This window comes from Streptosporangium sp. NPDC003464 (assembly GCF_053588315.1).
In genome coordinates this window covers 19409-46292 of sequence record NZ_JBSFPS010000004.1, presented here as the reverse complement: position 1 = coordinate 46292, position 26884 = coordinate 19409, and the positions used below count along the sequence as shown (strand labels likewise).

Annotated in this window: 25 protein-coding genes; 12 read left to right on the top strand and 13 right to left on the bottom strand. The window is 71.4% G+C overall.

Annotation, left to right across the window (positions count from 1 at the left end):
- The first annotated feature begins 63 nt into the window (after positions 1–63).
- Positions 64–708, top strand: coding sequence for a rhomboid family intramembrane serine protease (locus ACWDS7_RS01670; RefSeq protein WP_451927648.1), 645 nt, complete (start codon positions 64–66; stop codon positions 706–708).
- An 84-nt stretch (positions 709–792) separates the two neighbouring features.
- Positions 793–1563 (top strand): hypothetical protein, encoded by a 771-nt coding sequence (locus ACWDS7_RS01665; RefSeq protein WP_451927647.1) that lies wholly within the window; start codon positions 793–795, stop codon positions 1561–1563.
- A gap of 239 nt (positions 1564–1802) precedes the next feature.
- Here ACWDS7_RS01665 and ACWDS7_RS01660 read toward each other — a convergent pair whose 3' ends face one another.
- Positions 1803–2603 carry a maleylpyruvate isomerase family mycothiol-dependent enzyme gene (locus ACWDS7_RS01660; protein ID WP_451927646.1) on the bottom strand — a complete coding sequence of 267 codons (801 nt, stop codon included), beginning with the start codon at positions 2601–2603 and terminating at the stop codon, positions 1803–1805.
- 343 nt (positions 2604–2946) lie between these two features.
- Here ACWDS7_RS01660 and ACWDS7_RS01655 point away from each other — a divergent pair, with 343 nt between their 5' ends.
- Positions 2947–3759 carry a GntR family transcriptional regulator gene (locus ACWDS7_RS01655; protein WP_451927645.1) on the top strand — a complete coding sequence of 271 codons (813 nt, stop codon included), beginning with the start codon at positions 2947–2949 and terminating at the stop codon, positions 3757–3759.
- Positions 3760–3854: 95 nt separating this feature from the next.
- On the opposite strand, the gene ACWDS7_RS01650 is transcribed toward ACWDS7_RS01655, so the two are convergent.
- The 3 genes from ACWDS7_RS01650 to ACWDS7_RS01640 all read right to left on the bottom strand — a co-directional run bounded on the left by ACWDS7_RS01650 (position 3855) and on the right by ACWDS7_RS01640 (position 6933).
- Positions 3855–4418: a TIGR00645 family protein gene (locus ACWDS7_RS01650; protein ID WP_306859757.1), complete on the bottom strand. Its 564-nt coding sequence runs from the start codon at positions 4416–4418 to the stop codon at positions 3855–3857.
- 147 nt (positions 4419–4565) lie between these two features.
- Complete coding sequence (gene serC / locus ACWDS7_RS01645) at positions 4566–5675, bottom strand: phosphoserine transaminase (protein ID WP_306859756.1); 1110 nt, start codon at positions 5673–5675, stop codon at positions 4566–4568.
- Between the two features lie 151 nt (positions 5676–5826).
- Positions 5827–6933, bottom strand: coding sequence for a citrate synthase 2 (locus ACWDS7_RS01640; RefSeq protein WP_306859754.1), 1107 nt, complete (start codon positions 6931–6933; stop codon positions 5827–5829).
- A 168-nt stretch (positions 6934–7101) separates the two neighbouring features.
- Here ACWDS7_RS01640 and pdxH point away from each other — a divergent pair, with 168 nt between their 5' ends.
- The 5 genes from pdxH to ACWDS7_RS01615 all read left to right on the top strand — a co-directional run bounded on the left by pdxH (position 7102) and on the right by ACWDS7_RS01615 (position 13213).
- The gene (gene pdxH, locus ACWDS7_RS01635) at positions 7102–7755 is read left to right on the top strand and encodes a pyridoxamine 5'-phosphate oxidase (RefSeq protein WP_306859752.1); all 654 of its coding nucleotides are present in this window, start codon (positions 7102–7104) and stop codon (positions 7753–7755) included.
- A 66-nt stretch (positions 7756–7821) separates the two neighbouring features.
- Positions 7822–9069 carry an MFS transporter gene (locus ACWDS7_RS01630; RefSeq protein ID WP_451927644.1) on the top strand — a complete coding sequence of 416 codons (1248 nt, stop codon included), beginning with the start codon at positions 7822–7824 and terminating at the stop codon, positions 9067–9069.
- Positions 9070–9225: 156 nt separating this feature from the next.
- Positions 9226–9930 (top strand): iron dependent repressor, metal binding and dimerization domain protein, encoded by a 705-nt coding sequence (locus ACWDS7_RS01625; RefSeq protein WP_451927643.1) that lies wholly within the window; start codon positions 9226–9228, stop codon positions 9928–9930.
- A gap of 120 nt (positions 9931–10050) precedes the next feature.
- Positions 10051–12282, top strand: a complete 2232-nt coding sequence (locus tag ACWDS7_RS01620) for a SpoIIE family protein phosphatase (RefSeq protein WP_451927642.1) — start codon at positions 10051–10053, stop codon at positions 12280–12282.
- 136 nt (positions 12283–12418) lie between these two features.
- A complete protein-coding gene (locus ACWDS7_RS01615; protein ID WP_451927641.1) occupies positions 12419–13213 on the top strand; it encodes an alpha/beta fold hydrolase in 795 nt (264 codons plus the stop codon).
- Between the two features lie 143 nt (positions 13214–13356).
- Here ACWDS7_RS01615 and ACWDS7_RS01610 read toward each other — a convergent pair whose 3' ends face one another.
- Complete coding sequence (locus ACWDS7_RS01610) at positions 13357–13518, bottom strand: hypothetical protein (protein WP_306859741.1); 162 nt, start codon at positions 13516–13518, stop codon at positions 13357–13359.
- Positions 13519–13620: 102 nt separating this feature from the next.
- Between ACWDS7_RS01610 and ACWDS7_RS01605 the strand changes: the two genes are divergently transcribed.
- Positions 13621–14139 carry a hypothetical protein gene (locus ACWDS7_RS01605; protein ID WP_451927640.1) on the top strand — a complete coding sequence of 173 codons (519 nt, stop codon included), beginning with the start codon at positions 13621–13623 and terminating at the stop codon, positions 14137–14139.
- 219 nt (positions 14140–14358) lie between these two features.
- Here ACWDS7_RS01605 and ACWDS7_RS01600 read toward each other — a convergent pair whose 3' ends face one another.
- Complete coding sequence (locus ACWDS7_RS01600) at positions 14359–15504, bottom strand: acyl-CoA dehydrogenase family protein (protein WP_451927639.1); 1146 nt, start codon at positions 15502–15504, stop codon at positions 14359–14361.
- Between the two features lie 290 nt (positions 15505–15794).
- Here ACWDS7_RS01600 and ACWDS7_RS01595 point away from each other — a divergent pair, with 290 nt between their 5' ends.
- Positions 15795–17138, top strand: coding sequence for a hypothetical protein (locus ACWDS7_RS01595; protein ID WP_451927638.1), 1344 nt, complete (start codon positions 15795–15797; stop codon positions 17136–17138).
- 17 nt (positions 17139–17155) lie between these two features.
- On the top strand, positions 17156–18085 hold the full coding sequence (locus ACWDS7_RS01590) for a class F sortase (protein ID WP_451927637.1): 930 nt from the start codon (positions 17156–17158) through the stop codon (positions 18083–18085).
- Positions 18086–18204: 119 nt separating this feature from the next.
- On the opposite strand, the gene ACWDS7_RS01585 is transcribed toward ACWDS7_RS01590, so the two are convergent.
- Together ACWDS7_RS01585 and ACWDS7_RS01580 are read right to left on the bottom strand one after the other, a co-directional pair.
- Positions 18205–19395 (bottom strand): serine hydrolase domain-containing protein, encoded by a 1191-nt coding sequence (locus tag ACWDS7_RS01585; protein ID WP_451927636.1) that lies wholly within the window; start codon positions 19393–19395, stop codon positions 18205–18207.
- 189 nt (positions 19396–19584) lie between these two features.
- Positions 19585–20220, bottom strand: coding sequence for an NAD(P)-dependent oxidoreductase (locus ACWDS7_RS01580; RefSeq protein ID WP_451927635.1), 636 nt, complete (start codon positions 20218–20220; stop codon positions 19585–19587).
- A 101-nt stretch (positions 20221–20321) separates the two neighbouring features.
- Between ACWDS7_RS01580 and ACWDS7_RS01575 the strand changes: the two genes are divergently transcribed.
- On the top strand, positions 20322–20699 hold the full coding sequence (locus ACWDS7_RS01575; protein ID WP_306859728.1) for a winged helix-turn-helix transcriptional regulator: 378 nt from the start codon (positions 20322–20324) through the stop codon (positions 20697–20699).
- 179 nt (positions 20700–20878) lie between these two features.
- Here ACWDS7_RS01575 and ACWDS7_RS01570 read toward each other — a convergent pair whose 3' ends face one another.
- The 5 genes from ACWDS7_RS01570 to ACWDS7_RS01550 all read right to left on the bottom strand — a co-directional run bounded on the left by ACWDS7_RS01570 (position 20879) and on the right by ACWDS7_RS01550 (position 26556).
- On the bottom strand, positions 20879–21478 hold the full coding sequence (locus ACWDS7_RS01570) for a TetR family transcriptional regulator (protein WP_451927634.1): 600 nt from the start codon (positions 21476–21478) through the stop codon (positions 20879–20881).
- A 303-nt stretch (positions 21479–21781) separates the two neighbouring features.
- Complete coding sequence (locus tag ACWDS7_RS01565) at positions 21782–22879, bottom strand: TIGR04500 family putative peptide maturation system protein (protein ID WP_451927633.1); 1098 nt, start codon at positions 22877–22879, stop codon at positions 21782–21784.
- A 1-nt stretch (position 22880) separates the two neighbouring features.
- Entirely contained in the window at positions 22881–23867 is a 987-nt protein-coding gene (locus tag ACWDS7_RS01560) for an MvdC/MvdD family ATP grasp protein (protein WP_451927632.1), read from the bottom strand.
- Between the two features lie 197 nt (positions 23868–24064).
- Positions 24065–24217, bottom strand: coding sequence for a hypothetical protein (locus tag ACWDS7_RS01555; protein ID WP_306859720.1), 153 nt, complete (start codon positions 24215–24217; stop codon positions 24065–24067).
- Positions 24218–24366: 149 nt separating this feature from the next.
- Positions 24367–26556 carry a peptidase domain-containing ABC transporter gene (locus ACWDS7_RS01550; protein WP_451927631.1) on the bottom strand — a complete coding sequence of 730 codons (2190 nt, stop codon included), beginning with the start codon at positions 26554–26556 and terminating at the stop codon, positions 24367–24369.
- Positions 26557–26884 lie beyond the last annotated feature (328 nt).

The window sequence follows — 26884 nt, the reverse complement described above, 5'->3', positions numbered from 1 at the left end:
GTGTGGACAGGTGCGGCGGGGGCACTTGCCGTCCACGCGACCGCTCCGAGGCCAGGAGAGTGCATGAACGATCACGCGACCCGGATCACCCCGACCACCCCGTCCACGGGTGAGCGCCTCAAGCGCAAGGCCGGCAGCCTGGCAGCCGGCGCGGCCGGTGCCGCGATGCTCGTCATCGTCCTCGTCGCGGGCATGTGGGCGATCGAGGTGGCCGACTACGTGCTGCCCGTCGACTTCGACGCCTACGGCATCCGGTCCTGGGACCTCGAAGGCCTGAGCGGCGTCGTCGTCGCGCCCTTCCTGCACGCGGGCTTCGGCCACCTGATGGCCAACTCGCTGCCGCTGCTGGTCCTCGGCTTCCTCGCCGCGCTGCGCGGGATCGGCCGCTTCCTGGCCGCCAGCCTGATCATCATCGTCGTCAGCGGGCTGGGCGTCTGGTTCACCAGCTCGCCGACCACCGTCACGGTCGGCGCGAGCGGGCTGGTGTTCGGCTACTTCGGCTTCGTCGTCGCCCGGGGCCTGTTCGACCGTCGCGCCCTCGACATCGTGATCGGCATCGGCGTCGCCGTGGCCTACTACTCGATCATCTGGGGCGTGCTCCCGGGCGAGGCCGGCATCTCCTGGCAGGGGCACCTGTTCGGGCTGGTCGGCGGGGTCGTGGCCGCCTGGGTCCTGCGCCGCAGGCGCCAGGCCGTCGCCGCCTACTGAGCCACCGGGGTAGTGCCAGGTCTACTCCGGATCCTCGCTCCAGCGCCAATGTGACGGCCGGGCCGCGCCGGTTGGATCGAAGGCATGACGACGACTGACACGGCGACGGCCCGCACCACGACCGGCACGGCGACCGGGAGCGCGTCCTCCGCCTTCCGGTTCCCCGGCCGCTGGCTGGAGGGGACCGGGCTGGTCCTGGGGCCGGTCCTGATCCTGGTGGGCGTGCTGCTGAAGACGGGGCCCGGCGACTTCTTCCCCGACCAGCTCGCGGCCTTCGCCCGGGACCCGGCGCTGATGACCGCCTCCTACAGCGCGTTCGTCGCCGGGGTCGTGCTGCTCTGCCCCGCGGTCCTGGCCGTGGCGAGGCGGATCGGGGCCGCGCACCCCCGCTGGGCGCTGTGGGGCGGGGCGCTGGCCGTGGCCGGGCTGTTCGCCCGGGTCTTCCACGCGGGGGTCAGCCACCTGGCAGCCCAGCTGGTGGAGGTGCAGGGGCTGGAGGCCGCGCGGCAGGCCGTGAGCGCCCAGTACACGTCCTTCCACGTCTTCCAGACGCTCAACGTCGCCGTCCTCGCAGGGTGGATCGTGCTGGCCGTCGGCGCCTGGCGGGCCGGGGCGTTCGGCGCCGGCGTGCCGGGGATCGCGCGGTCCGTCGCGCTCGGGCTCATGTCGGCCATGCCGCTCGGCGTCCTCAAGGGCACGGGCCCGATGTCGGTCCTCGCCGCGGCCGGCCTGTGCGTCGCGCTGGTGCCGTACGGCGTCAAGGTGCTGAAGGACGGCCCGGCGCCCAAGTGGTGGGCCTACCCGCTGGTGGTGGCCGCGGGGGCGGCGGCCGTGCTCCTCGGGACGGCGGGGTAGGGACGCCCGGGATCGCGGCCCCGCCGCGTGCGGCGGTCCCGCGGCGGGGCCGCGGGTCTTGCCGTCCCAGCCCGGTGGTCCCGGGTCTCGCCGTCCCGGCCCGGTGGTCCCGGGTCTCGCCGTCCCGGCCCGGTGGTCCGGGGTCCGGCGGTCCCGGGTCCGGCGGTCCCCGGCCCGGCCGTCCCGGGCGTGGCGCTCCCGCGCAGGGCCGGTCCGGGCGGGTACGGCGGGCGCGGGCGTCACATCCCCGGGAACACCCGGCGCAGGTCGTCAAGGGTGACGCCGGTGACGGTCACGGAGGCGGGGGTGTGCTCGGCGGCCAGCCGCCCGCTGAGCAGGCGCAGCCACGCCTCGGCGGGGGCGGACAGGACGATGTCCGCCGGCTCGGCCACCTGGCTGAAGCCGACGGTCTCCCCGAGGGTGAGGCCGAGGACGCGCTCGGGCTCGCTCGTCTCGACGCGGAGGGTGGCCTGCCGGGGGTCGAGGGCGTCGGGTTTGCCGACGAAGCCGACTATGAAGCCGAGCGGCCCGGCGTGCAGGTCGGTCAGCGCCTCGACGGCGTCCGGCGCGACGGTGGCCCGGGGGTCGAAGGCGACCTTGACGTCCCAGGCGTGCAGGGCGGCCTCGTTCAACCGCATCCCGGCGGCGAGCGTGACGTCGGCGGGCGACGGCAGGAAGCCCAGCCTGATCTCCAGATGCTCGCGGGTGCCGGCGTCGAGGCCCTCGTAGGCGGCGACGAGCTCCGCGTTGGCCGCCAGGAAGTCCGCGGCCTGCTCCCGGGGGGCCTTGGCGTTCCAGCGGCTCCACACCGACTCGTTGAAGTCCTGGCCGGGCGCGTCGTGGCCGGCCAGCGCGGCCCGCAGGACCGCCAGGCTGATCTCCGCACCGCTGCCGAGGTGGCTGAGCACCTGCGCGACGGTCCACTCCGACGCGCCCGAGGGCCGGGCGAGGCCGGCGGGGTCCAGGCCGCGCACGAGTGCGGCCAGGTCGTCATTGTTGGTGCGCAGGGCCGCGATGGTCCTGTCGGCAAGCGTGGTCATGGCTCTCCCAGCGCGAAGGGATCTCGTCATGTCGCGGCCGGACGGCCGTCCGCTCCGGCGCTCCTGCGTGTCTCGACGCGGCCGGGCGGGCACCCGCCCGGGGCTCTCGACGCGTCCGGTCGGACGTCCGGCCGTTTCCACCATGCGGCCGGGCGGCCGTCCGCCCGGGCGTCTCCTCTCGGAAGTACCCGCGGTCCTGTGGCGTATCACTATCGTCCTGTGCCGCGGCTCACTATCGTCCTGTGCCGCGGCGCCCGCAACGGAGTGGCCCCCACCAGGCAGCCCACGATTTTAGGGGGGCTAAAGTTGGCGGGTCGGCCGGCTGCCCGGGAGGAGATCACCTGTGGACGACACGACCCTCGAAGACATCACCGCGATCGCCGATCCGGTCGAACGGGCCCACGCGGCCGGTCTGGCCATGGCCGCCCAGCAGGATCTGGTCGCCGGGCTGGCCCGGCTCCGCCGCGAGGCCGTCGCCGAGGCGCGGGCCTCGGGGGTCCGCCAGGAGGCGATAGCGCGGCGGCTCGGGGTCACCCCCGGCCGGGTGTCACAGATGAGGCCGGCGGGCGCCAGAGAGGCCGTGGACGGCCCCGCAGGGCCGCCCCGGGGGCCGAGGGTGGTGGTCCGGCGTGCGCTCCCCACAGAGCCCGCGGTGCGCGGTTCCGCGTCGCTCTTCATGACGGAGGCGGACAGGCAGGGCATCAGGGCCGGCCGCCGCATGCTCTACGTCGGTCCCGAGCCGGCCTCCGGCCACGTCGCCGCCGCCCTGCGCGTCGAGCCCGGCACCGAGGTCCTGGCCCGCCGCAAGCTGCTGCTCGCCGACGACGTGCCCGTGCGGATCGCCACCAGCTTCTTCCGCCTGGACCTCTTCGGCGGCACCCTGATCGCCGCCCCCGACTTCGTGCGGCCGAGCCTGCAGGCCGGGATCGAGGCCCTCGGCCACCGTTTCGGCCACGCGGAGGAGCACCTCGTCGCCCGCCCGCCGGCCGGGGCCGAGGCCGGCACCCTCCAGCTCGACCCGGGCGAGTGGGTGGTGCAGGTCCTGCGGGCCGGCTACGGCGACGACGGCATCCCGGTCCACACGCTGGAGACGATCTGTGCCGCCTCCCGGCACGTCTTCCCCATCGCCCAGGTGACCGGGGCCGACGAGTTCTGACCGCCGGGCGACGGGTCCTGACCGCCGGGCGGGGGTCCGGGCCGGCGGCACGGGGCCGGGTGGGGGCCGGGCCGGCGTGGCGGCCGGTGGCGGCGTCAGGCGTGGACGCGTTCGGCGGGGGAGGTCCGCAGCATGCGGTCGATGAAGGCCAGGCCGATGGCGGAGGCGACGAAGGCCAGGTGGATCAGCGTCTGCCACATGATCTTGTCGTTGGGGGTCTCCCTGACCCTGATGAAGGTCTGCAGCAGGTGGACCGAGGAGATGCCGATGATCGCGGTGGCCAGCTTGACCTTGAGCACGTTCGCGTTGACGTGGGAGAGCCACTCGGGCTCGTCGGGGTGGCCGTTGAGGTTGATACGCGAGACGAAGGTCTCGTAGCCGCCGACGATCACCATGATCAGCAGGTTGGAGATCATCACCACATCGATGAGGCCGAGTACGGCCAGCATCACGGCGACCTCGGGGGTGTATTCCGGAGGGAGCGCGCCCTGCGCGATCTCGGACACCAGGTGCCAGAGCTCGACCATGAACTGGTAGACGTAGACGCCCTGGGCCACGATCAGGCCCAGATACAGCGGGACCTGCAGCCACCGGCTGGCGAACATCAGATAGCCCAGGCTGCGGGCCTGGGGTGAGGCGGTCTCCGAGGTCGAACTCACGCGCAGAACTCCCCTTGACGATCGTTTGGGGACACTCTACGGATATAGATCACTCGGGGACGAATCAGGGGATTCAGGAACGATCTTCGCCGTTCCCGGTGCCCGGGGGCGGGGCCGTACGCCTCCCCCCGGGCACGGGCGGGCCGGCTAGAGCCGCTCGACCACGTGGTCGATGCAGACCGTCAGGGCCTCGATGTCGTCGGGGTCGATGGCCGGGAACATCGCGACGCGGAGCTGGTTGCGGCCGAGCTTGCGGTAGGGCTCGGTGTCCACGATGCCGTTGGCGCGCAGCACCTTGGCGACCTGGGCGGCGTCGACGTTGTCGGCGAAGTCGATGGTGGCGACCACGTTGGAGCGGAACTCCGGGGCGGCGAACGGCGTGGTGTAGGAGGTCTTCTCCGCCCACGTGTAGAGCCGGCGGGCCGACTCGGCGCTGCGGGCGGTGGTCCAGGCCAGGCCGCCGTTGCCGTTCATCCACTCGATCTGGTCGGCCAGCAGGAACAGCGTGGAGACCGACGGGGTGTTGTAGGTCTGGTCCTTGGAGGAGTTGTCGATGGCCACCGGCAGGCTGAAGAACTCGGGGATGTAGCGGCCACCGCCGGCGATCTCCTCGACCCGGGCGAGCGCGGCCGGGGACATCAGGGCGATCCACAGGCCGCCGTCGGAGGCGAAGCTCTTCTGCGGGGCGAAGTAGTAGACGTCGGTCTCGCTGATGTCGACGGGCAGGCCGCCGGCGCCGGAGGTGGCGTCGACCAGGACGAGCGAGCCGTCCTCGCCCACGCGCCTGATCGGCATCGCGACGCCGGTCGAGGTCTCGTTGTGGGTGAGCGCGTAGACGTCCACGCCCTCTTCGAGCCGGGCCTCGGGGTGGCTGCCGACCTCGGACTTGATCACGGTCGGGTCGCCCAGCCACGGAGCCTTCGCCACGACGGAGGCGAACTTGGAGGAGAACTCGCCGAAGTGCAGGTGCTGCGACTTCTCGCGGACGAGCCCGAAGGCGGCGATGTCCCAGAAGGCGGTGGTGCCGCCGTTGCCGAGGACGACCTCGTATCCCTCGGGGAGCGAGAACAGCTCCGACAGGCCCGCGCGGACCCGACCGACGAGAGACTTGACCGGCTTCTGGCGGTGGGAGGTGCCCAGCACGCTGGACCCGGAGGCGGCGAGAGCCGAGAGCTGCTCGGGGCGCACCTTCGAGGGCCCGCAGCCGAATCGGCCGTCGGCGGGCTTGATGTCAGAGGGAATCACGATGTCAGCCACCTGACCAGCCTACTGAGCCTTCCGGTCGGCCCAGGCCGAAGTCCGGATTGTGAGACGGGCGAGTCTGGAATCCGGGACCCGGCGCCCCGGGCCGCGGAACGCGGAACGGCTGCCGCGCGGGACATCGCGCGACAGCCGTACGGGACGTCGGTCAGACGGAGTCGAGGACCTCGGCGGCGCCGGGGACGTCGTTGACCGAGCGCTGTGCCGGACCCACATAGCTGGCGCTGGGGCGGACGAGCCTGCCCGTGCGCTTCTGCTCCAGGATGTGGGCGGCCCAGCCCGCGGTGCGGGCGCAGGTGAACATGGAGGTGAACATGGAGGAGGGGACCTGGGCGAAATCCAGGATCACCGCGGCCCAGTATTCGACGTTGGTGGCGAGCACCCGGTCGGGCTTGCGGGCGTGCAGTTCGTCCAGGGCCGCCTTCTCCAGGGCCGCGGCGACCTCGTAACGCGGCGCGTCGAGCTCCTTGGCGGTACGGCGGAGCACGCGGGCACGGGGGTCCTCGGCGCGGTAGACGCGGTGGCCGAAGCCCATGAGGCGCTGGCCCTTGTCCAGCTCGCTCTGGACGTACTTCTTGGCGTCGCCGACCTGCTCGACGCCCTCGATCATGTGCAGCACGCGGGCGGGGGCGCCACCGTGCAGCGGTCCCGACATGGCGCCGACCGCACCGCTCAGCGCCGCGGCCACGTCGGCGCCGGTGGAGGCGATGACGCGGGCGGTGAAGGTGGAGGCGTTCATGCCGTGCTCGGCCGCGGACGTCCAGTAGGCGTCGATGGCCTTCACGTGCTTGGGGTCGGGGTCGCCCTGCCAGCGGATCATGAACCGCTCGACGATGCTGTTGCCCTTGTCGACCTCGCTCTGGGGGACCATCGGCCTGCCGAGGCCGCGAGAGGACTGGGCGACGAAGCTGAGCGCGGTCACGCTGGCGCGGGCCAGGTCGTTGCGGGCCTGCTCCTCGTCGATGTCGAGCAGCGGCTTGAAGCCGTACGCGGGGGCCAGGATGGCCAGCGCGCTCTGCACGTCGACGCGGATGTCACCGGAGTGGACAGGAATGGGGTACGGCTCGGCCGGGGGGAGACCCGGCTGGAACTTGTTGTCGACCAGCAGGCCCCACACGTTCCCGAAGGACACGCGGCCGACCAGCTCTTCGATGTCGACGCCCCGGTAACGAAGGGCGCCCCCTTCTTTGTCCGGTTCCGCGATCTCCGTCTCGAAAGCTACTACGCCTTCGAGCCCGGGTTTGAAGTCGGACATTCTCGGCCGCCTCCCTTTCTTGAAGTCAAAGCCTTGATGTCGAGATACCGGCGGGTCATATTCAACCCTGCGGGGCACAGCGGTGTGCCGCCGGACCCGCCGGAACGCGATCGTCCCAGGTGGGGGCGGTGCGCACGTTCTCCGTCAAGCACGGGAGAATACCTTCCCGTGGATGCCACATCGCGCCCGCCGTCGCTGGCGGGGCTTCGCCGCACCTATCAGGGCCTGCCGTTGCTGGAGGCCGACCTCGCACCCGACCCCATCTCCCAGTTCGCCGTCTGGTTCGGCGAGGCCGTGGACGCCGGGCTCCCCGAGCCGAACGCGATGGTGGTCGCGACCTCCTCCGCGGGCGGCCGGCCGACGGCCCGGACCGTGCTGCTCAAGGACTACGACGAGAACGGGTTCGTCTTCTACACCAACTACGAGTCGCGCAAGGGCCGCGACCTCACCGAGAACCCGCGGGCCAGCCTGCTGTTCCCCTGGCACGCCATCCGCCGCCAGGTGCGGGTGGAGGGGGCGGTGGTGCGGACGCCGCGGGAGGAGTCGGCCGCCTACTTCGGGTCCCGCCCGTACGGCTCGCGCATCGGCGCCTGGGCGTCGCGGCAGTCGGCCGTCGTGCACTCCAGGGAGGAGCTGGACGCCCGCTACGCGGAGCTGGCGGGGCGCTGGCCGGAGGATCCGCCCGTGCCGGACTTCTGGGGCGGGTTCCGGGTCGTGCCGGCGGAGGTGGAGTTCTGGCAGGGCCAGCTCGACCGCATGCACGACCGCCTCCGATACCGCCGTTCGGGCGCCTCCTGGGTTGTGGAGCGCCTGGCCCCCTGACCCTAATACCCGATTACCCGACCTTTACTGATATATCCGCATATGTCCGGCGGATTAGGGGGCGGTGTGGGGTTCGGGGATTTCGTACGGCGGCTCGCGGTGGACACCCGTCCGCTGGGTGTCCCCGCGTACCGGCGGCTCTGGGCCGGCCAGGGCGTGTCGTTCATCGGCTTCCAGCTCACCTCCGTGGCGGTCAGCGCCCAGATCTACGACATCACCGAGTCGTCGTTCTGGGTCGGCATGCTCGGTCCGGCCAACCTGATCCCCCTGGTGGTCTTCGGGCTGTGGGGCGGGGCCGTCGCCGACGCGGTGGACCGGCGCAGGCTCCTGCTGGTCGGCGCGCTGATCGCCTGGACCGCCACGCTCGCGCTGCTGGCCCAGGCGGCCCTGGGGATGACGAACGTGGGCCTGCTGCTGGCCACCGTGGCCGTGCACGCCACCGGGTTCGCCATCACCGGGCCGACCCGGGGCGCGATCATCCCCCGGCTGGTCCCGGCCGAGCTCGTCCCGGCAGCCAACACGCTCAACTACCTGTCGGGCGGTCTCGGCACCGTCGCCGGCCCGCTGGTCGGCGGGGTCGTGCTCGCCCAGGGCGGCTACGCCCCCGCCTACCTGATCGACGCGCTGCTGTTCGGCGCCGGTTTCTACGCCGCCGTACGGCTGCCGCGGCTCAAACCGGTCGGCGAGGTGTCCCGCCCCGGCCTCCGGTCGGTCGTCGACGGCCTCAGCTACGTCGCCGGGCACCCGATCGTGATGATGTCGTTCGTCGTGGACATCATCGCCATGGCCTTCGCGCTGCCCAGGGCGCTGTTCCCGGAGATCGTGGCCGAGCGCTTCGGCGGCTCGCCGACCGCGTTCGGCTGGCTGTCGGCCAGCATGGCCATCGGCTCGGTGCTCGGCGGCCTGATGTCGGGCTGGGTGGGCCGGGTCCGCCGCCAGGGCCTGGCGCTCACGTTCGTGATCGCGGCCTGGGGGATCAGCGTCGCCGCCGCCGGGCTGGTGGGCCAGCTGTGGGCGATGGTCGCGCTGCTGGCCCTCGGCGGCGCCGCCGACCTGGTCTCCTCCGTGTGGCGGCAGACGATCCTGCAGACCCACGCGCCCGACGACATGCGCGGGCGGATGCAGGGGGTGTTCATGGTGGTGGTCGCCGGCGGGCCCCGGCTGGGGGACCTGCGGGCCGGGGCCACGGCGAGCTGGTTCGGGGCCACCGGGGCGTGGATCGGCGGCGGGGTCGCCTGCGCGGTCGCGGTGCTCGCCGTGGGGCTGGCCGTACCGGCGTTCAGGAAATACCGTCCCGTCGCGCGCGATATTTGAGCAGCTCGGGAAGGATTCGGCAAGCCCCGGTGTTGCCGTCCTTTGTCATCGTGGGCGGATCTCACAATAGGGTCGAGGTCCGAGACTTCAGTCCCGCACGGCTCTCACGGGGACGCCGCGCGACGGACACGGCATCGAGATAGGACGGGAGGAGCCTTGACCGCACACGGCCTGATCGACACCACGGAGATGTATCTCCGCACGATCTTCGAGCTGGAGGAAGAGGGGATCGTCCCTCTGCGTGCGCGCATCGCCGAGCGGCTGCAGCAGAGTGGTCCCACCGTCAGCCAGACGGTCGCCCGGATGGAGCGCGACGGTCTGGTCCGCGTCGAGGGCGACCGGCACCTGACCATGACCGACCTGGGCCGCACGCTCGCCACCCGCGTCATGCGCAAGCACCGCCTCGCCGAATGCCTGCTCACCCAGGTCATCGGCCTCCCCTGGGAGGAGGTGCACATCGAGGCGTGCCGCTGGGAGCACGTCATGTCCGAGTCCGTGGAGGCCCGGCTGGTCACGCTGCTGAACAACCCGACCGAGGACCCGCACGGCAACCCCATCCCCGGCCTCGACGAACTCGGGGTCGAGGGCGTCCAGGGCGGCGGCTGGGAGTCCCTGCCGTCGATGGCCGCCGTGGCCGGACCCAGAGATATACCCGTTGTCGTGCGGCGAATTAGCGAACAAGTGCAAAGCGATCCGGCTGTGATGCTTAAACTCAAGCAAGTTGGGATACAACCCGGACGCGAGGTAATGCTCGCGGCGAGCGACAACGGTGTGCGGGTGACAGGTGACGACGAAGCGGAGAGCACTCTTGCGGACCTTCCGCGAGACATCGCCGCGCACGTCTTCGTCTCCACTCGCTGACCTGGGCCCCTCTGCTTGGTTGGATCCCCCTCGGGAGCCCCTTCACTCCCCGGCCGAGACTGCAGCAGGAGCAACCGTGGTTCGCTTTGCGCACACCCGTCCCCGAGGGGTGGTCACCGGATGAAGCGGTGGGGGGATGTGACCCAGGACACCGCCGACCACCTTTCGGCGGGTTCCGTTCTTGATCATGCTGAGATGGCGGTGGTCGTCACCGACAGGTTCAGCAACCTGCTCTACTGGAACCCCTTCGCGGAGAAGCTGTTCGGACGCCCCGGGATACCCGGGTCGCGCGACCAGGCGCTCTCCCTGGGGATCATGGAGAAGGACCATCCGCTCGCCATCGAGCTCGCCAAGCACGTGCTCAAGGGCGGGGTCTGGGAGGGCACGTTCGACGTCAGGCGCGGTGACGGGACGATCGTCTACGTCCGCGCCCAGGCCGTGCCGCTGCGCCACCCGTCGGGATCGGTGACGGGCATCGTCATCACCGCCCGCGAGGCGATGCGCAGCAACGAGCGGGAGAAGGACCGCTTCGGTCTGCTGGAGCGGATCGGCGAGCGGCTGGCCGGCTCCCTCTACGTCGAGGAGACGCTCAAACGCGTCGCCGAGATGCTCGTCCCGCAGTTCGCCGACCACTGCTTCATCGAGCTGATGGAAGGCGAGCGGATGACCCGGAGGGTCTCCACCCACGTCCAGGGCTGGAGCCCGCCGCCCAACACCTGGGCGCCGCTGGGCGCCGAGATCCGCTATCCGGTGGGCCACTACGCCGACATCGCGCTGCGCCGCCAGGAGACGATCCTGGTCGAGGACTTCTCCCAGACCAACTATCCCAGCCCCGGCGAGGCCAACACCCGCCTGGCGGCCGAGATCGGGATGACCTCGGCCATCGTGGCGCCGCTGTGCGTGCGCGGTGAGGTCCTCGGGCTGATGTACCTGGGACTGTCCAACCTGACCGACCGGCGCAGCCCGCACTACGACGCCTTCGACCGCGACTTCGTGGGGGCCATCGCCACCCGGGTCGCGCTGGCGGTGGACAACGCCCTGCTGTTCGAGGAGGAGCGGCACACCGCCGAGTCGTTTCAGAAATACCTGCTGCCGCCCGCTCCGCTGCCCGAGCTCGACGGGCTGGAGATCGCGGTCCGCTACTACCCGGCGGCGCCGCTCGCCTCGCACGGGCAGGGCATCCAGACCCAGGTGGGCGGCGACTGGTACGACGTCATCCCGCTGTCGGCGGGCCGGGTCGGCATCGTCATCGGCGACGTCGAGGGCCGCGGGGCCAAGGCCGCCGCGGTCATGGGCCAGCTGAGGGCCGCGCTGCGGGCCTTCGCCCAGGACGACAAGCCGCCCGCGGAGATCCTCGCCCGGCTCGACGAGTGGACGCGCATCATCGCCACCCCCGAGCGGGACGACAGCGGCGAGGACATCAGCGTCCCGCCGATCGTCACCTGCCAATACCTGGTCTACGACGCCTGGTCGCGGCAGCTGTCCTTCGCCAACGCCGGCCACGCCCCGCCGCTGCTGCTCAACGACGGGGTCTGCGCCGAGCTCGACATCAAGGAGGTCGGCCAGCCGCTCGGCGTCCGCGCCAAGGGGCTCCACGCCGACCTGGTCTACAAGGAGGAGACGCGGACGCTGCCCCCGGGCGCGGCGCTGCTCCTCTACACCGACGGCCTGGTGGACCGCCGTCCCGTCCGCGACGCCGACGGCGGCAGGTCGCCCAGCGACGAGGAGACCCTCGCGCTGCTGGCCGGCAAGCTCGTCGAGGTCTCCGACTCCTCGGTGGAGGAGATCGCCGAGGCCGCGACGGTCGCCGTGCCCGGCGAGATCGACGACGACATGGCCATCCTCGTGGTCAGATCCGCCCCCGCCGACCTGGAGGTCGAGGAGCGCACCTTCCCGGCTCAGCCGATCATGGTCGGTGAGGCCCGCCGGATGGCGGCGGAGGCGTTCACCGGCTGGAACGTCCCCGAGGAGCGTGCCGAGCTCGCCTGCCTGCTGGTCTCCGAGGTGGTGACCAACGTGGTGCTGCACGCCGCCAGCGCCAGCATCCCGCGCCGCGAGCTGACGGTGGACGCCCCGATGCCGTTCGACGAGACCTGGGACGACCTCCCCGGCTTCGAGAACGAGATCGTCAACGAGAAGGAGTTCACGCTCCGGCTCCGCCGGGGCGGGGAGTCCGTCTGGGTGGAGGTCTTCGACCAGGACCTGCGGCTGCCCCGCATCCGCAGCGCCGGGGAGAACGACGAGGGCGGCCGGGGCCTCTACCTCGTCGACCAGCTCGCCAAGCGCTGGGGCTCGCGCCCCACCAAGGAGGGCAAGGCCGTCTGGTTCGAGATCCCCACCAAGTCCCGCTGAGCACACCGGCTCAGGTGAGCCCGGCCGGCCGCGACGCGACCGGCCGGGCCACGGTGTGACTTGGCCGGGTCACGGCGCGACCGGCCGGGCCACGGCGGGGCTAGGAGAAGGCGCCGATCGGTGCTTGACTCGGGGCATGGAACTGGCCTTCGAACGGCGCGGGGCCGGCCCGCCGCTGGTGCTGCTGCACGGCATCGGGCACCACTGGCAGGCATGGCTGCCGGTGCTCGACCGGCTCGCCGCCGAGCGGGACGTGATCGCCGTGGACTTCCCCGGCTTCGGCGTCTCCCCGCCGCTGCCGCCCGGCTCGCCGTACACGGCGGAGAGCCTCGCCGACGCGATCGAGTCGTTCTGCGCGATGCTCGGCCTGCACACCCCCCACGTCGCGGGCAACTCCCTGGGGGGATACGTCGCCCTTGAGCTGGCCGCCCGGGGTGCGGTCCGTTCGGCCACCGCGCTGTCCCCGGCCGGATTCTGGAGCCGTGGAGAGCTCGCCTACGCGCGGGCGGTGCTCCGGGCCGCCAGGGCCTCGGCCCGCGCCGCCGGGGCCTCGGCCCGGACGGCGCCGCCGGAGCGGGCCCTGGCCGCCGCGCGGAGCCCGCTGGGCCGCCTGGTCGGGGCGGGCGTGATGGTGGCCCATCCGTCCAGGCTCTCCGCCGAGGCGCTGCTCGCGGCGGTCCAGGCGCTCGGGGACGCCCCCGGGTTCGACGACACCCTCGACTCGTTCGAGTGGATGATGCCCCCGGGTCCGCCGAAGGCGCCGATCACCATCGCCTGGGGCGAGCACGACCGGCTGCTGCTCCGGCGGCAGGCCGTACGGGCCGCCAGGTGGTCGGGGCGGCGGGTGAAGCTGCTCAGGGGCTGCGGGCACCTGCCGATGAGCGACGACCCCGAGCTGGTCGCCAAGGTCCTGCTGGAAGGCTCCGGATAGCGGACCGGCCGGGTGGTTCCCGTCCCCGGCCCCTGTCCGGGACCGCCGCGGTGGCCGGCGAGGACGGCCGGTCGCTGATCGCCTACTCCGCCGAACCGGGCTCGGAGTCGGAGGCCGCGCTGCGGCTGCCGGCCAGTTGGACGCTATCGGAACGTCTGGCCCCACATGGCGAGCATCACCAGGACGAACACCACCATGACGCCCGCGTAGGCGACCGGGCCGAGCCGTAGGGTCCGCCGGACCCGGTTGAGCCCCCAGGCGAACAGGAACGCCAGGAAGATCAGCAGGATCAGTCCGCTGTCCATCAACACCGCCTCTGGGGAGCCTTCGCTGACCAGTATGCGTCTCCGGTGCCGATCTCGCGGCGATTGAGCACGGACTCGCGTTCCATGGCATCGTTGCGCGACGTGAACAGATCCTTGACGGTAACGCGCATTCTGCTGGCGGCGGCCTTCGCCGCCGGCCTGTCCGCCTGCTCGGCAGGAGGGGAGATGTCCGCCGCCTCGGCGACGCCCACCGCGTCCGCCTCGGTGTCCGCCTCCGCGTCGGTGTCGCAGCCACCCGCCTCGCAGGAGCCCCAGCCGTCGGAGTCGGCCTCGGCCTCGGCGTCGGCGTCGGCCTCGACGTCGCCGGGTGACGGGATGCTGCCGAGGGAGACCGACGCCGTGCTGGTGGGAGACGTCCAGCTCCAGGGGGCGGGCTCGATCACGGTGGCGCCCGAGGGGGAGAAGGCGCAGAAGGCGGAGCTCACGCCGTTCACGGTGGTGCTCGACGTGCAGGGCAGCATCTGCAAGCAGGGCGACCTCCCGCACAAGTGCACCGTGGAGCAGCTGAAGAAGGCGCTCAAGGCGGGCACCTCCCTCTACGCCAAGGTGACGATCAAGGACGGACAGGCCGTCCAGATCGAGGAACTCGTCGCCGACTGACGGCCGGGCCGTCACGACGGGACCGCCGCGTCACCAGAGGGCGCGGCGGTCCCGTCGTGTGGTGGTCACCCCGTGCGGTGGCCCCGTGTGGTGGTTCCTCGTGCGGCGGTTCCTCGTGCGGCGGTCCTGTCGTGGGGTGGGCGTCCGTCCGAGGGGGAGCGGTCCGCTGTGGTGCGGATGGTCCGCCGTGGAGCGCCGAAAGCGGTCGGAGCGGGGGCCTCAGAAGCCGAAGGAACGGCCGATGATCTCCTTCATGATCTCGGTCGTGCCGCCGTAGATGGTCTGGACCCGGCTGTCGATCCAGGCCTTGGCGACGGGATACTCCATCATGTAGCCGTAGCCGCCGTGGAGCTGGAGGCAGCGGTCGATCACCTTGGTCTGCAGCTCGGTGGTCCACCACTTGGCCTTGGCGGCGTCGACGACGCTCAGCTCCTTGGCGTTGAGGGCCCGGACGCACTTGTCGACGTAGTGACGGGCGATCTCCACCTCGGTGTCCAGCTCCGCCAGGACGAAGCGGGTGTTCTGGAAGCTGCCGATGCTGCGGCCGAAGGCCGTGCGGCTCTTGCAGTAGTCGATGGTCGTCCGCAGGACGGTCTCGGCCGCGGCCACGGCCATGACCGCGATCGACAGCCGCTCCTGCGGCAGGTTGGCCATGAGCTGGAAGAAGCCCTGGCCCTCCTCCTCGCCCAGCAGGTTGGCCGCAGGGACCCGGACGTTGTCGAAGAACAGCTCCGCGGTGTCCTGGGCGTGCATGCCGATCTTCTCAAGGTTGCGGCCCCGGCTGAAGCCCTCCATGCCCCGTTCGACGACGAGCAGGGAGGTCCCCCGGGCGCCCGCGGCCGGGTCGGTCTTGGCGACCACGACGACCAGATCGGAGTTGATGCCGTTGGTGATGAAGGTCTTCTGGCCGTTGACCACGTAGTGGTCGCCCTCGCGCAGGGCGGTCGTCCTGATGCCCTGCAGGTCGCTGCCCGCGCCGGGCTCCGTCATCGCGACGGCCGTGATGAGCTCGCCACTGGCGAACCCGGGCAGCCAGCGGCCCTTCTGCTCGTCGTTGGTGAGGTCGACGAAGTACGGCGCCATCACGTCGTTGTGCAGCGAGAAGCCCAGGCCGGACGCGCCGATCCCGATGACCTCCTCAAGGATCACGCTGTTGTAGCGGAAGTCCGTGATCCCCGCCCCGCCGTACTCCTCCGGCACCCCGAAGCCGAACATCCCGATCTCGCCGGCCTTCTTCCACACCTCACGGGGGACGATGCCGTCCTTCTCCCACTGTGCGTGATGGGGCACGACCTCACGGGCCAGGAACTCGCGCACGGTCTCACGGAAGAGCTCGTGCTCCTCCTCGAAGAGGTCTCGCTGCATTGACTGCCTCCTTGGGGCTCCGTGGACCAGAATACGATTCTGTTACTTCCAGGTACACCCACCCCGCGACGCCGCCGAGGGTCTCCGCCTCCGCGTGGACCAGATCACAAGTCCGCCACAGTCCCCTGGGGGTCTTGTCATCTTCCTGCGTCACGACATCACGGCACAGTACGATCCGGACCTAGTTGTGATCAGATGACCAGTTTTGCGACCAGGCCCGATGATCGGAGTGTGCGGTGTTTCGGTGGGGAGCGGGACTCCGTAGAACAGTCGCGGCGTCAGTCCTAGGGGTGGCGGTCAGCTCCCTGGTCGTCATCTCCAGCTCGCAGAGTCTTGCTGAGGTAACCAACAACTATTTCTATAACTACACCTGCACGGGTGATCTTGTTCCCGGCGCCAACAAGACCGTGAAGGTTAAACTCTCCATTCCGCAGAGCATTCAGCTTGGTAAGCCATTGGAAGTTGGCTGGTCCCTCTCCGAGTCACCTCTGGTGTCACCTGGAAACTACTCAACCGCTAGTCGACTCGCGGCTACCGGAACCGCAGGCATTTCTGGGTTGTGGGATGGGACGCTGGATTCATCTGGAACTAAGGAATTTGGTACCCTGAAGCAGGGCGACAAACTGGAGCTTCCCTCGCTATCCGTCGGGTCCGCCGCTACTGGAAGCGAGGGTGAGGTCAAGGTCAAGCCGGGGAACTTGAAGTTCACCTTTTCTTTCACTCCGCCCGAGTCGAATGTAAAAGTCAACGACACTGATGATCAGAATGAGCAAGCGCATGGCGCTTCTGGCAGTACACATGGCCCGATCGCTTATGTAGGGACATGGGGGTACTCGTCGAAGCGGAAAGCTACCAACCCCGAGATTTTCGCGCCGAGCGACCCAGGCGATCACCTGGATGATGTTCATTTCTCTACCGTGAACGGTAATTTCGTGCAAGTCAAATTCACGGGCACGGGAATCGAATACATCACCGAGCGCGATGATGACATGGGTGTAGTGAACATCACCGTAGACAACGAGACCAATCCCACTAGAGTCGACGCCTCAAAGAAGTCTGACGGCACTGAAATGCCTGATGACAAGGTGGGTGACAAGCTGGGACAGCAAATTCTCTGGTCGCGTACTGATCTGGAATATGGTGAGCACACGGTCAAGTTGGAGAAGGCCGATGGCAAGCACATGGTGGTTGACGCCTTCAACTTGATCACTAAGAAATTCACGTCGCCTTTGAAGCTGGTTGAAACGACCTGTACTCCTCCCGCGAATGCGGAGGTCGTTACGGTGAAGGTAGAGAAGGTGTCGGCGAGTCCGTCGCCGACTCCTACCACCAGGACTCCTACTCCGACTCCCACCACGTCGCCGAGGCCCACGATCACCGTGACGACCACGCCCGCGTCGACGCCCAAGCCGACGCTGACCGTCACGGCGACCGTGACCCCCACCCGGGCCACGCCGACGGCTCCTCAGGTGACCGTGACGCCCACGGGCGGGGCCCAGACCGGTGAGGCTCCCGATGACGGCCCTTCGGGGATGGGGTTGATCGGCGGCGGGACGGCCATGGTGCTCGGAAGCGTGCTCGGCGGAGTGGCGTTGAAGCGGCGGCGGGCGGCGCACGTGCGCGGCCGGGGTTAGGCAAGGAGGCGCGCCGGATGTATCCAGGGCCCTCGCAGGGCGGTCCCGATCCCTACGGTCATGATCCTTACAGTCACGATCCCCATGGTCACGATCCGTACGGCGTCGGCCGCCCTCCCAAGCCCAGGGGGAGCCTGCTGCTCCCGGTGGCGCTCGTGGCCGGGTCGCTCGGCGGGGTGGCCGCGATCATGGCGGGGCTGCTCACCTACATGACTCCGGTGGCCGACCAGGAGTCCTACGGACCTCCGGCGCCGAACGCGGCGGACACCCTGGTGGTGGAGGACGTCCCCGCTCCGGGGGAGCAGCCGGTGCCGCAGCAGCAACAACAGCAGCAACCGCAGGAGCAACAGCAGCCGGAGGCACCCGGGCCGGTGCTGCCGTCGGCGGTGGGGCCGGGTGGGCTGGATGTGCCGTTGACGGCCGCCGCGCCCACGGCGCCCCCGCCGTTGCCCGTCGTCCAGCCGCCGGAGCCGCTCAAGAGCGCCGGGGTGAAGCCGTACCGGATCGCCATTTCGAAGATCGGCCTGCTGGCTCCGCTGATGGCGCTGGGGGTGGACGCCAAGAAGGAGATCCAGACCCCTCCGCTGAGCAAGCCGAACCAGGCGGGCTGGTACAAGCACGGGCCGATCCCCGGCCAGCAGGGGCCCTCGGTGATCCTGGGGCATGTGAACACCCGGAGCGGGGCCGCCGTCTTCAGCCGGCTGAAGGAGGTCAGGCGCGGGGACACGATCAAGGTGTCGCGGTCGGACAAGACCATCGCGGAGTTCACGGTCGACGGCGTGGAGCAGGTCAGCAAGAAGGCGTTCCCGTCGAAGCGGGTCTACGGCAACACCGGCGAGGCCACCCTGCGGCTGATCACCTGCGGCGGTGTCTACAACCGCAAGACCGGCCACTACACCGACAACATCATCGTCTACGCGACCCTGTCGAAGACCCGCCGCGTCTGAGCGCGGGTCCCGGCCCGCGTCCGCCCGCCGTACGGTGGCCCGGGGCGCGGAGGCCGGACGGGCGGGGCGTACGGCGGGCGGACGGCCGGACGGGCGGGGCGGTCCCGCGAGTGCCGGCCCTACCCGCCGAAGGCCGCGAGCGCGATGCCGAGGCCGCGCTGGTTCTGCCCGGAGGCCTTGGCGTCGGTGGAGTTGATCGAGTAGACGACCGTGCGGCTCAGGTCGCGGGTGGCGCCGACGCCGGACGCGCTGCCGTACCTGGCGCCGGTCTTGCCGAAGGCCACGATGCCGCCGGGCAGCTCCGACCTGGTCAGGCCCGAGGTGTAGACGGCGGGCTGGTCGCCGCCGTACATCGTGACCTTCGGCACCGTGAACATGTGCTTCAGCTGCGCGGCCGGCACCACCTTGCCCCTGAACAGGGCCTTGACGAACCTCTCCAGGTCGGCCGTGGTGGAGATCAGGTCACCGGAGGCCCAGGTCGAGGTGACGCTGGTCTCGGTCATGTCCACGACGTGGGCCTGGCCGTACTCGATCGCGTCCGGGAACCCTTCGGGGACGACCTGGTAGCCGTGGTTGTGCCGCCCGCGGATCCGGATGGAGTCGCCGGGCAGGTAGCTGTCGCGCATGCCGACGGGCCGGAGGATCCGGGTGGTCACCTCGTGCTCGTAGGAGCGGCCCGTGACCTTCTCGATCAGCATGCCCGCCACGAACGTGTTGGTGTTGAGGTAGTGCTGCCGGGTGCCCGGGGTGAACTCGATCGGGTTCTCCACGGCCTTGCCGACATACTCCTCCGGCGTCCACTTCTTGAACCTGGTGGCGTAGACCCATTCGAAGCCGTCGCCGGACTTGGGCGCGGGCAGCCCGCTGGTGTGGTTGAGGAGCTGGCCGACCTTGACGGCCGGGTAGTCGGCGGGCAGCAGGCCCGGTAGATACTCCTGGACCGTGCCGTCGAGCGAGAGCTCGCCCTCGGCGACGAGCTGGAGCACGACCGCGACGGTGAGGATCTTGGTCACGCTGCCCGTCCGGAACCGGGCCCCCTCCTTCGCCGGCCGCTCGGTGCGCAGATCGGTCACCCCCGTGACCCCGTGCCACGAGCCCTTCGAGCCGCCCACCCTGACCTCCGCCGCGGTGGCGTCGGGGGCGGGCAGCCCGGCGATGCTCCGCTCCAGCGCCGCGCTGTCGATCGGAGGCACCTCGGTCCGCACGGCGGTGGCGGGCGTCGCCACGGTGGCGGCGAGCGCCGGGGTCCCCACGGCCGGGACCAGGGCGGCGAGGGCGAGAGCGGCGGCGGCGATCCGGGTGCGCTTCATCGGACATCTCCAGTGATGGGGTGCTCTGTGGGATGTCCCCGATCCTGTCGATCGCGCCCGGCTACCGGATCGCCGACGCAGGCGATCTTCCGGCTCGCTCTCGGGAGGGAGCCCCTCGTCCGGTCAGGTGAGCGAGAGCCGCCGGATCCTCCGCCTCCTCCTCCGCCGGCCCTCCTCGGGGCCTGCTCCTCAGCCCTCCTCGACACCGAGGTGCGTGCGGTGGTGCCGCGGGGTGTCGATCTCGTCGAGCAGTGCGATCGCGAAGTCGGCGTAGGAGATCCGGCTGGCCGCGTCGCCCGCGGCCTGCCGGTAGCGGCCGGTGCGGGCACCGCCGTGGTCGAAGTCGCCCGCCGGGCTGAGGACCACCCAGTCGAGCGTGGTGGTCGCGGTGCGCAGCACTTCAGTCCCGGCCGCGTGCCCCAGATAGAAGCCGCGGTACTCCTGCGGGTAGCCGGGTGTGTCCATCAGGAGCGCTCCGGACTCGGACTTCAGCCCCGACGCCAGACCGACCGCCACCAGCCGGTCCACCCCGGCCCGCGCCAGCCCGTCGAGCAGCGCGCGGGAGGCGGCGGGGAAGAAGACGTCGGGCTGCGAGCCCAGGTCGGCGGCGGCGTTGATCGCGGCGCCGTGCCCCTCGGCGAGCCGGGCGACGCCGTCCGCGTCGGTGACGTCGCCGGCGACGACGCGCACGCCGTCCGCGGCCAGGTCGCCGTGCCCGGCCGGGTCGCGCACGACCGCGGTGACCCGGTGCCCACGGCGCAGAGCCTCCGCGACGGCAGTCCGCCCGGCCCTGCCGCCCGCGCCGAAAACAATGATCTCGCTCATCAGTCCGCCTCACGTCCCGGGGCCGGGCCTGGTCGCCGACCGCTGCCCCGGACGGTAGCCGGGCACGTGGTTACCGCCGGGATACCGGTTACCGTGAGATCGTGAGACAACCGCTTGATCCGGACATGTTCGACGAGCTCTGCCCGTCCGCTCTCTCGCCCTTCCGCGTCGGTGACAAATGGGCAGGGATGATCATCCGCTGCCTCGAACACGGGCCGCGGCGCTTCTCGGAGCTCCGGGTCCCCCTGCGCGGCATCACCGCGAAGGTGCTCACGCAGTCGCTCCGGGCGCTCGAACGGGATGGCCTCATCACCCGCACGACCCATGACGAGCCCGTGCGGCGGGTCGAATACGGGCTGACCCCGCTCGGCCGCAGCATCCTTGGGCCGATGGCCGTGATGTGCGACTGGGCGCAGGAGCACTGGGAGGAGTTGCTGGAGGCGCGCGAGGCGTTCCCGCCGCTCGGCCACGCCGGCTAGAGCGTTCGGCCCCGCCGGCTGGAGCGTTCGGCCCCGCCGGCTGGAGCGTTCGGCCCCGCCGGCTGGAGCCGCGCGGGCGCGGCCTGCCGGGCGCCGGGGCCGGTCGTGCGGCGCCTCAGCCCGCCGGCGCGGCCTCGACCCCGCGCTTCAACCTGCCGGCCCGGCCTCGAACCCGGGCTTCAGCCCGTCGGCGCGGCCTCCAACCCGGAGAGCAGGTCGTCGAGCCCTGCCTTGACCCGCTCGACGGTCACCCCGCCGGTGCGGAGCCGGTGGGCCAGCAGCGGGGCGGCCAGCGGCGCCAGCAGGGCGTCGGCCAGGCAGTAGGCGTCGCCGTCCGGCTTCACCTGCGCGATGAGCATCGCGAGGTGGCTGTGGTGGAGATCGTAGGCGGCGCCGAAGCGGGCGAGGGGGCTCGCGGTCTCCGCCATGACCAGCAGGTCGAGCTGGGCCACCGTACGGTCGACCAGGGCGTGCAGGAAGGCGCGGATGCGGGCGGTCCCGGAGGCGCCTGGTCCCAGCGGCGCCGGGCCTTCGATGAACGCCGCCTGGAACTCCCGTTCCCGCTCGTCGATGAGCGCGTACGCCAGCCCGGAGCGGTCGCCGAAGCGGCGGTAGAGGGTGCCGACGCCGACTCCCGCCGCGGCGGCCACGTCCGCCATCGCCAGTCCCTCGACGCCGTGGGCGGCCACGATCCGGGCGGCCGCGGCGAGGATCCGCGCCCGGTTGCGCGCGGCGTCGGCCCTCTCCCGCGGGCCTTTCCCGGCGGGCGGCACGTCCACCTCGTGCGGACCGTTACCGGGAGCCGCTGCTCTCGCGCCCGGACCGCTACCGGGAGCCGCCTCCCTCACGCGCGGGTCTTCTCCGGGAGCCGCCGCCTCCCTCCGGCGCGGACCGCTCCCGGAGATCGGCGCGTCTCTCCTGCGTGCGCCGTTCTCGGGGGGCGGTGCGTTCACGACCGCGTCCTTCGCCACACCGGGCCAGCCTAACGGAACGCCTTCCGCTTCCTCGGCCTCGACGTTCTCTGCCTCGACTTCCTCGGCGCGGGACGTTCCCGGCGCGGGACGTTCCCGGTGGGCTCCGCGTCAGGTCCGCAGGGCGGCGGTGAGCTCGTCGGTGCGGGCCCGGCTGCCCCAGAACCACTCCACGTGGGCGTTCCGTCGCTGCTCCGCCAGCCAGTCATCGAAGATCCGCCGCTCGACGAGCCCGCGGGTCACCTCGTCGAGTTCCGCTGGCTCCACGGCCAGCACGTGCGCGACGCAGAAGCCGCCGTCCGGGAGCCGGGCGGGCCCGAGCACCTGACCGGCCCGCGCGTCCGCCGCCGGGGCGCCGAAGAGCGCGACCAGGCCGTCCCTGTTGTTCGCCTCCATCCGGCAGGTGGCCACGCCCGCCAGCACCTCCTCGACCGCCAGCGCGACGGGGTCGGCGTCCTTCTCCACCCCGTCAGGCCCGTCGGGCGGCACGGCCCCGGCCCGCAGGAGCGCGGCGGCGACGTCGGCGCGGCTGGGATCGGCGTAGCGCAGCCTGACCACGCGCAGCCGGTCGAACTCCGCGCGGTGGGCGGCGAAGAAGTCCTCCACCCGTCCCTTGACCACGTCCTGGCGCAGGGCCGCCACCGCCGCCTCGCGCGCCACGATCTCCTCCAGGCGGGCGTGGCTGAGGCCGCGCTCGGCCATCCACTCCCGTACCGCCTGCGCGGTCAGCAGCCCCCGCGCCCGGCGGAAGGCGTCCATGGCCTCCTGGAGCCGGTCGGCGGGGAGATGCTGGTCGCGGACGTCCACCGCCTGCTCGACCAGGGCGGAGTTCACCAGGCGCCGGGCGAGCGCGACATCGTCCCACAGCACGTCGAGGACCGAGACGACCCGCTCCATCGTCATGTCGACGCCGTTGACGCGCAGGACGAGCTGCTCACCGGAGCGCTGCCCTCCCCGCAGCGGCCAGGGGATCGCCCGGTCCGGCGCGAAAGCCAGTGAGACGCTCCCCTCCGGTGAGGGGAGCAGCAGATCGTAGTGGTAGTCGTCGGTGGCGGCCTCACGCTGCCACAGCAGCCGCATCCTCACCTCCGGATGGCGCGCGCGCAGCTCCGAAAGCCGCTCGTCGGCGCGCTCCGGGCGCACGCCGTCCAGCCCGCGCAGCCATTCCAGGGCGTCGCCGAGGAGGTCGGGGGGCACGATCGGGGACACGTCAGGCTCCTTCCAGCAGCAGGTCGCAGAGGGCCTCGCTGATCGGCAGGCCGGTCAGCTCCTCGATCCACAACCACTGGCCGTTGGGGTTGATCTCCAGGAACACATACCGGCCGTCCGGGGTCAGGACCAGGTCGAACGCTCCGTAGTCGAGCCCGAGACGGTCCGTCATCGCCAGGCACCGCTGAGCGACCTCGTCCGGAAGCCGGTGCACGCCGTACGGTGTCACCTCGATGTCGTACAGGCGCCAGTCCACCTTCGACCGGTTGCTCTCCTGGGAGTGGATCTCGGCCGCGAACACCCGCCGGCCGACGACGGTGACCCGCAGTTCCAGCCGTTTCGGCACGTACTGCTGCGCGATGACCGGGCAGAACCGCAGCGCCTCCGCGTAGGCCAGATCACGGGCCGAGACGAACTCGCAGTGGCGGGTGACCGTGTGGCCCCCCGCGAGGTTGCCTACCCACGGCTTGCCCATGGGCTTGGTGACGATGTGACCGTCATGGCGGTTGTGGAAGTCCCACAGGGCGTCCGCCTGGGTCGCGATCAGGGTCTCCGGGATCTCGAACCCGAGCTCGGCGGCCAGCATGAGCTGGGACGGCTTGTGCGCGGCGCGCCGGAACACCGACTCCCGCGCGGGCACCGTACGGCACGGCAGATGTTCCCAGAGGTCGGTGATCAGGTTCACGCTCTCCTGCGCGGCGTAGGCGGCCACCGACGGGTCGGTGAGCGCCGGATGCGCCTCGGGCGGCGTCGGGCGGCGCCACCACAGCGCGGTCAGCGTGTCCAGGTCGAGGGTGCCGGACTCGGTGTGCAGCAGCCGCCGGGTGAGTCCACGAGCGGTGTACGCCAGCTCCACGTGGGCCCGGGTGAGATAGTCCCGGTTGTCGAAGACGGTGGTCCGGGCGCCGCGTCCGGCCAGCAGGTGACGGATGTGGTCGGCGTGCGGGTCGGCCTCACCGGTGAGGACGAGGACATGCGGGGGTGACACGGATCTCCTTGGAGAGCGGGAGCCTGTGCGCAGGCGACGGACCGCCGGGGAGAACGGGTTTCTCCGGACTCGGGGACGGCGGGGGCACCGGACCCGGGGACGGCGCGCGTCCCCGGGTCCGGTGACCGCCGGCCGTCGCCGCCGTCCCGGCTGGCGGGACGGCGGCTGGGCGCGACTACTCAGTCACTGCCGCAGATTCAGTCACTGCCGCAGATGCCGGGCGGGTCGGCCTCCCACCCCGTGGTGATTTCGACCTTCTGGCCGCCGCTGATTCCGCTCAGCGCGCTCTCGTCGAGCTCGGCGCCGACCGGCGTGATGTCCCCGAGCTCGGTACGTGATGCCGCGTTCATGGAACGTTCCTCCTCTCCTTGTCGCTCTGGAAAAGCGATCTCGTGACCAATCATGCGGATCTCGTCTTGTAGGTGACTTGGGGACGGCTGCGGGCGACTTGGGGATGACTGCGGACCCGCGGTCACGTCTCTCCCCGCAGGTACGGGGCTCACCGGGAGCCCGCCGGGAGCTGTGCCCGGGCGAGGCGCGCGTACAGGCCGCCGGAGCGGATCAGCGCGTCGTGGGTGCCGCTCTCGACGATCCGGCCGCCGTCCAGTGCCAGGATCAGATCGGCGTCCCTGATCGTGCTCAGCCGGTGGGCGATCACGATGCGCGTCTGGGGGAGGGTGCCGAGGTTCGCGCTCAGCGCCGCCTCGGTGTCGGTGTCGAGGTGGCTGGTGGCCTCGTCCAGCAGCAGGATCTCCGGCCGCGCCAGTATCGCTCTGGCCAGGGCGATGCGCTGGCGCTGGCCGCCGGACAGGCCCCCGCCCTCGGTCAGCATGGTGTGGTAGCCGAGGGGCATGGCGGCGATGTCGTCGTGGACGCAGGCCAGCCGGGCGGCCTCCTCCACCTGGCCGGGGGAGACGGTGGAGCTTCCCAGGGCGATGTTGTCCGCGATCGAGCCGGTGAACAGGGCGGGCTCCTGGGTGACCACCCCGAAACGCCGCCGCAGCCGTCCCGGGTCCAGGCGGGACACCGGCACCCCGTCATAGAGGATCTCGCCCTCGACCGGCGGGAACAGCCCCAGCAGGAGCCGGGCGAGGGTGGTCTTGCCGGACCCGGACCTTCCTACCAGCGCGACCTTCTGCCCGGGGACGACGCGCAGATCGATCCCACGGACGATCCACGGGCTTTCGGGCGCGTACCGGAAGCCGACCGCCCTCATCTCGATCCCGCTCCGCCGTGCTCCGCCGCCGGGTCCGGCCGGGGAGGAGGATTCCGCGACCGCGTCCCCGTCACCCGCCGGGGCGCCGGGGCCGGACTCCGGGGCGGTCTCCCAGATGTCGGCGAGCCGCTCGGCCTGGGTACGGGCGAGCTGGAGGCTCCGCAGGCTGCCGGTCAACGAGGCCAGCGGCGCCAGGGCGGCGGCGGCCAGGGCCAGCACGCCGAGCATGGCGCCCACGGTGAGCCGGTGGTCCACCACCTGCCACGCGCCGGCCCACAGCAGCGCCAGCGGGGCGCCGAACCTCAGCGCCCCCAGCGCGGTGTCCTGCATGCTCTGGGCGAACGAGCTCCGCCGTGCCTGCTGCGTCTGGATGTCCAGCAGACGCGTCCAGCGCTCCAGAACCTGGGACTCCGCGCCGGACGACTTGATCGTCTCGATGCCCTTGACGGACTCGACAAGCTGTCCCTGGGCCTCGTTGCGCGCCTCGTGCTCGCGGTGGACCAGGTCGCGGATCCGCTGCCGGGTGACGAGGAGCACGAGGAGCTGGGTCGCGGCCAGGACGACGAGCACCCCGCCGAGCAGCGGCGACCGTACGGTGATCGCGACGAGATAGCCGACGGCCAGAGGCGCGTCGAGCAGGGTGGACAGCACCTGGCCGGTGAAGATGTCCCGCAGTACGACGGCTCCGGTGATCCGCGAGACCAGGTCCGCCGAGCCCCGGTGGGCGAAGAAGCGGAACGGCAGGGCGAGCAGCCGCCTGGCCAGGTCGTCGAGCAGGGCGGTGTCGGCCCGGGCCCGCAGCACGGCCAGCGCCCAGGCCCGCGCCCCTCCGGCGGCGAGGTAGGCGAGCGCCGCCACGGCCGCGGCCAGTCCCAGCAGGGGCAGCAGGTCGATCTCCCCGCGCCCCAGCACCCGGTCCACGACGCTCTCGGTGGCGGTGGGCAGGACGAGTCCGAGCCCTTGCAGGATGAGGCTGAGCAGTACCAGGACGGCCAGGATGCCCCGATGGTTCAGCACGCTGAAGCGGGCGTAGCGCGACCACCAGGATCGCCGCTCGCCGTGGTGTCCCCGCTGGAAGTCCGGGCCGGGGGCGAAGGTGAGGACCACGCCGCTGAAGTCCCGCGCGAACTCCTCCCGGGAGAGCCTCAGCCTCCCGATCCCCGGATCGACGATCGTGATCCGGTCCCCGGCCGCCCGCTCCACCACCACGAAGTGTCTCGCCCGCCAGTGGGCCACGGCCGGCAGAGGGATCTCGGGTATGTGCGCCGCGGGCAGGGAGAGCGCCCGGGTGGTCAGCCCGCGCGCCCGCGCGACGCGTACCAGGGTGAGCGCGCTGACGCCGTCCCGGCCCACGCCCATCTCCTCGGCCAGGGCGCGCACGGAGGTGTGGTGCCCGTGGGCGCCGAGGACCATCGCGAGGCAGGCGGCCCCGCATTCGACCAAGCTGTGCTGGAGTATGACTGGAACCCGCATGGGTCGGTAGTCTCCGCCCCTCCGCTTTGAGCCCGGTTGCGAGTGACTGGGGGGCGGTCATGCGGCCCTCTTGAGGTCGCGGCACGGCGTGCGGCCCTCTCCGAATCCGGCCGGATCTTGACCCGGGTAGCGATCCCTCCTCCAAGGCCCGCCCGTACCCCTCGAAGGCCCGCCCGTATCCGCGGGTCAGGCACATCCGGCCGGAGTCTCCCCGGCGTCCAGACGTCCCGGCGTCCCGGCATCCAGGCGCGCCGACCGTCGCCCGGCATGCGGAACGGGTTCCGCTTCCTGCTTGCTAAGCGGAATTGGTTCCGCTTAAATTTAAACG

Bases quoted from the DNA above. Each gene is read 5' to 3' on its own strand.
- ACWDS7_RS01610 (WP_306859741.1), bottom strand. From the start codon at position 13,518: ATGGACAGCGGACTGATCCTGCTGATCTTCCTGGCGTTCCTGTTCGCC.
- ACWDS7_RS01555 (WP_306859720.1), bottom strand. From the start codon at position 24,217: ATGAACGCGGCATCACGTACCGAGCTCGGGGACATCACGCCGGTCGGC.
- ACWDS7_RS01615 (WP_451927641.1), top strand. From the start codon at position 12,419: ATGGAACTGGCCTTCGAACGGCGCGGGGCCGGCCCGCCGCTGGTGCTG.
- ACWDS7_RS01660 (WP_451927646.1), bottom strand. From the start codon at position 2,603: ATGACCACGCTTGCCGACAGGACCATCGCGGCCCTGCGCACCAACAAT.
- ACWDS7_RS01665 (WP_451927647.1), top strand. From the start codon at position 793: ATGACGACGACTGACACGGCGACGGCCCGCACCACGACCGGCACGGCG.
- ACWDS7_RS01580 (WP_451927635.1), bottom strand. From the start codon at position 20,220: ATGAGCGAGATCATTGTTTTCGGCGCGGGCGGCAGGGCCGGGCGGACT.
- ACWDS7_RS01585 (WP_451927636.1), bottom strand. From the start codon at position 19,395: ATGAAGCGCACCCGGATCGCCGCCGCCGCTCTCGCCCTCGCCGCCCTG.
- ACWDS7_RS01620 (WP_451927642.1), top strand. From the start codon at position 10,051: ATGAAGCGGTGGGGGGATGTGACCCAGGACACCGCCGACCACCTTTCG.
- ACWDS7_RS01590 (WP_451927637.1), top strand. From the start codon at position 17,156: ATGTATCCAGGGCCCTCGCAGGGCGGTCCCGATCCCTACGGTCATGAT.
- ACWDS7_RS01550 (WP_451927631.1), bottom strand. From the start codon at position 26,556: ATGCGGGTTCCAGTCATACTCCAGCACAGCTTGGTCGAATGCGGGGCC.
- ACWDS7_RS01640 (WP_306859754.1), bottom strand. From the start codon at position 6,933: ATGTCCGACTTCAAACCCGGGCTCGAAGGCGTAGTAGCTTTCGAGACG.
- ACWDS7_RS01600 (WP_451927639.1), bottom strand. From the start codon at position 15,504: ATGCAGCGAGACCTCTTCGAGGAGGAGCACGAGCTCTTCCGTGAGACC.
- ACWDS7_RS01670 (WP_451927648.1), top strand. From the start codon at position 64: ATGAACGATCACGCGACCCGGATCACCCCGACCACCCCGTCCACGGGT.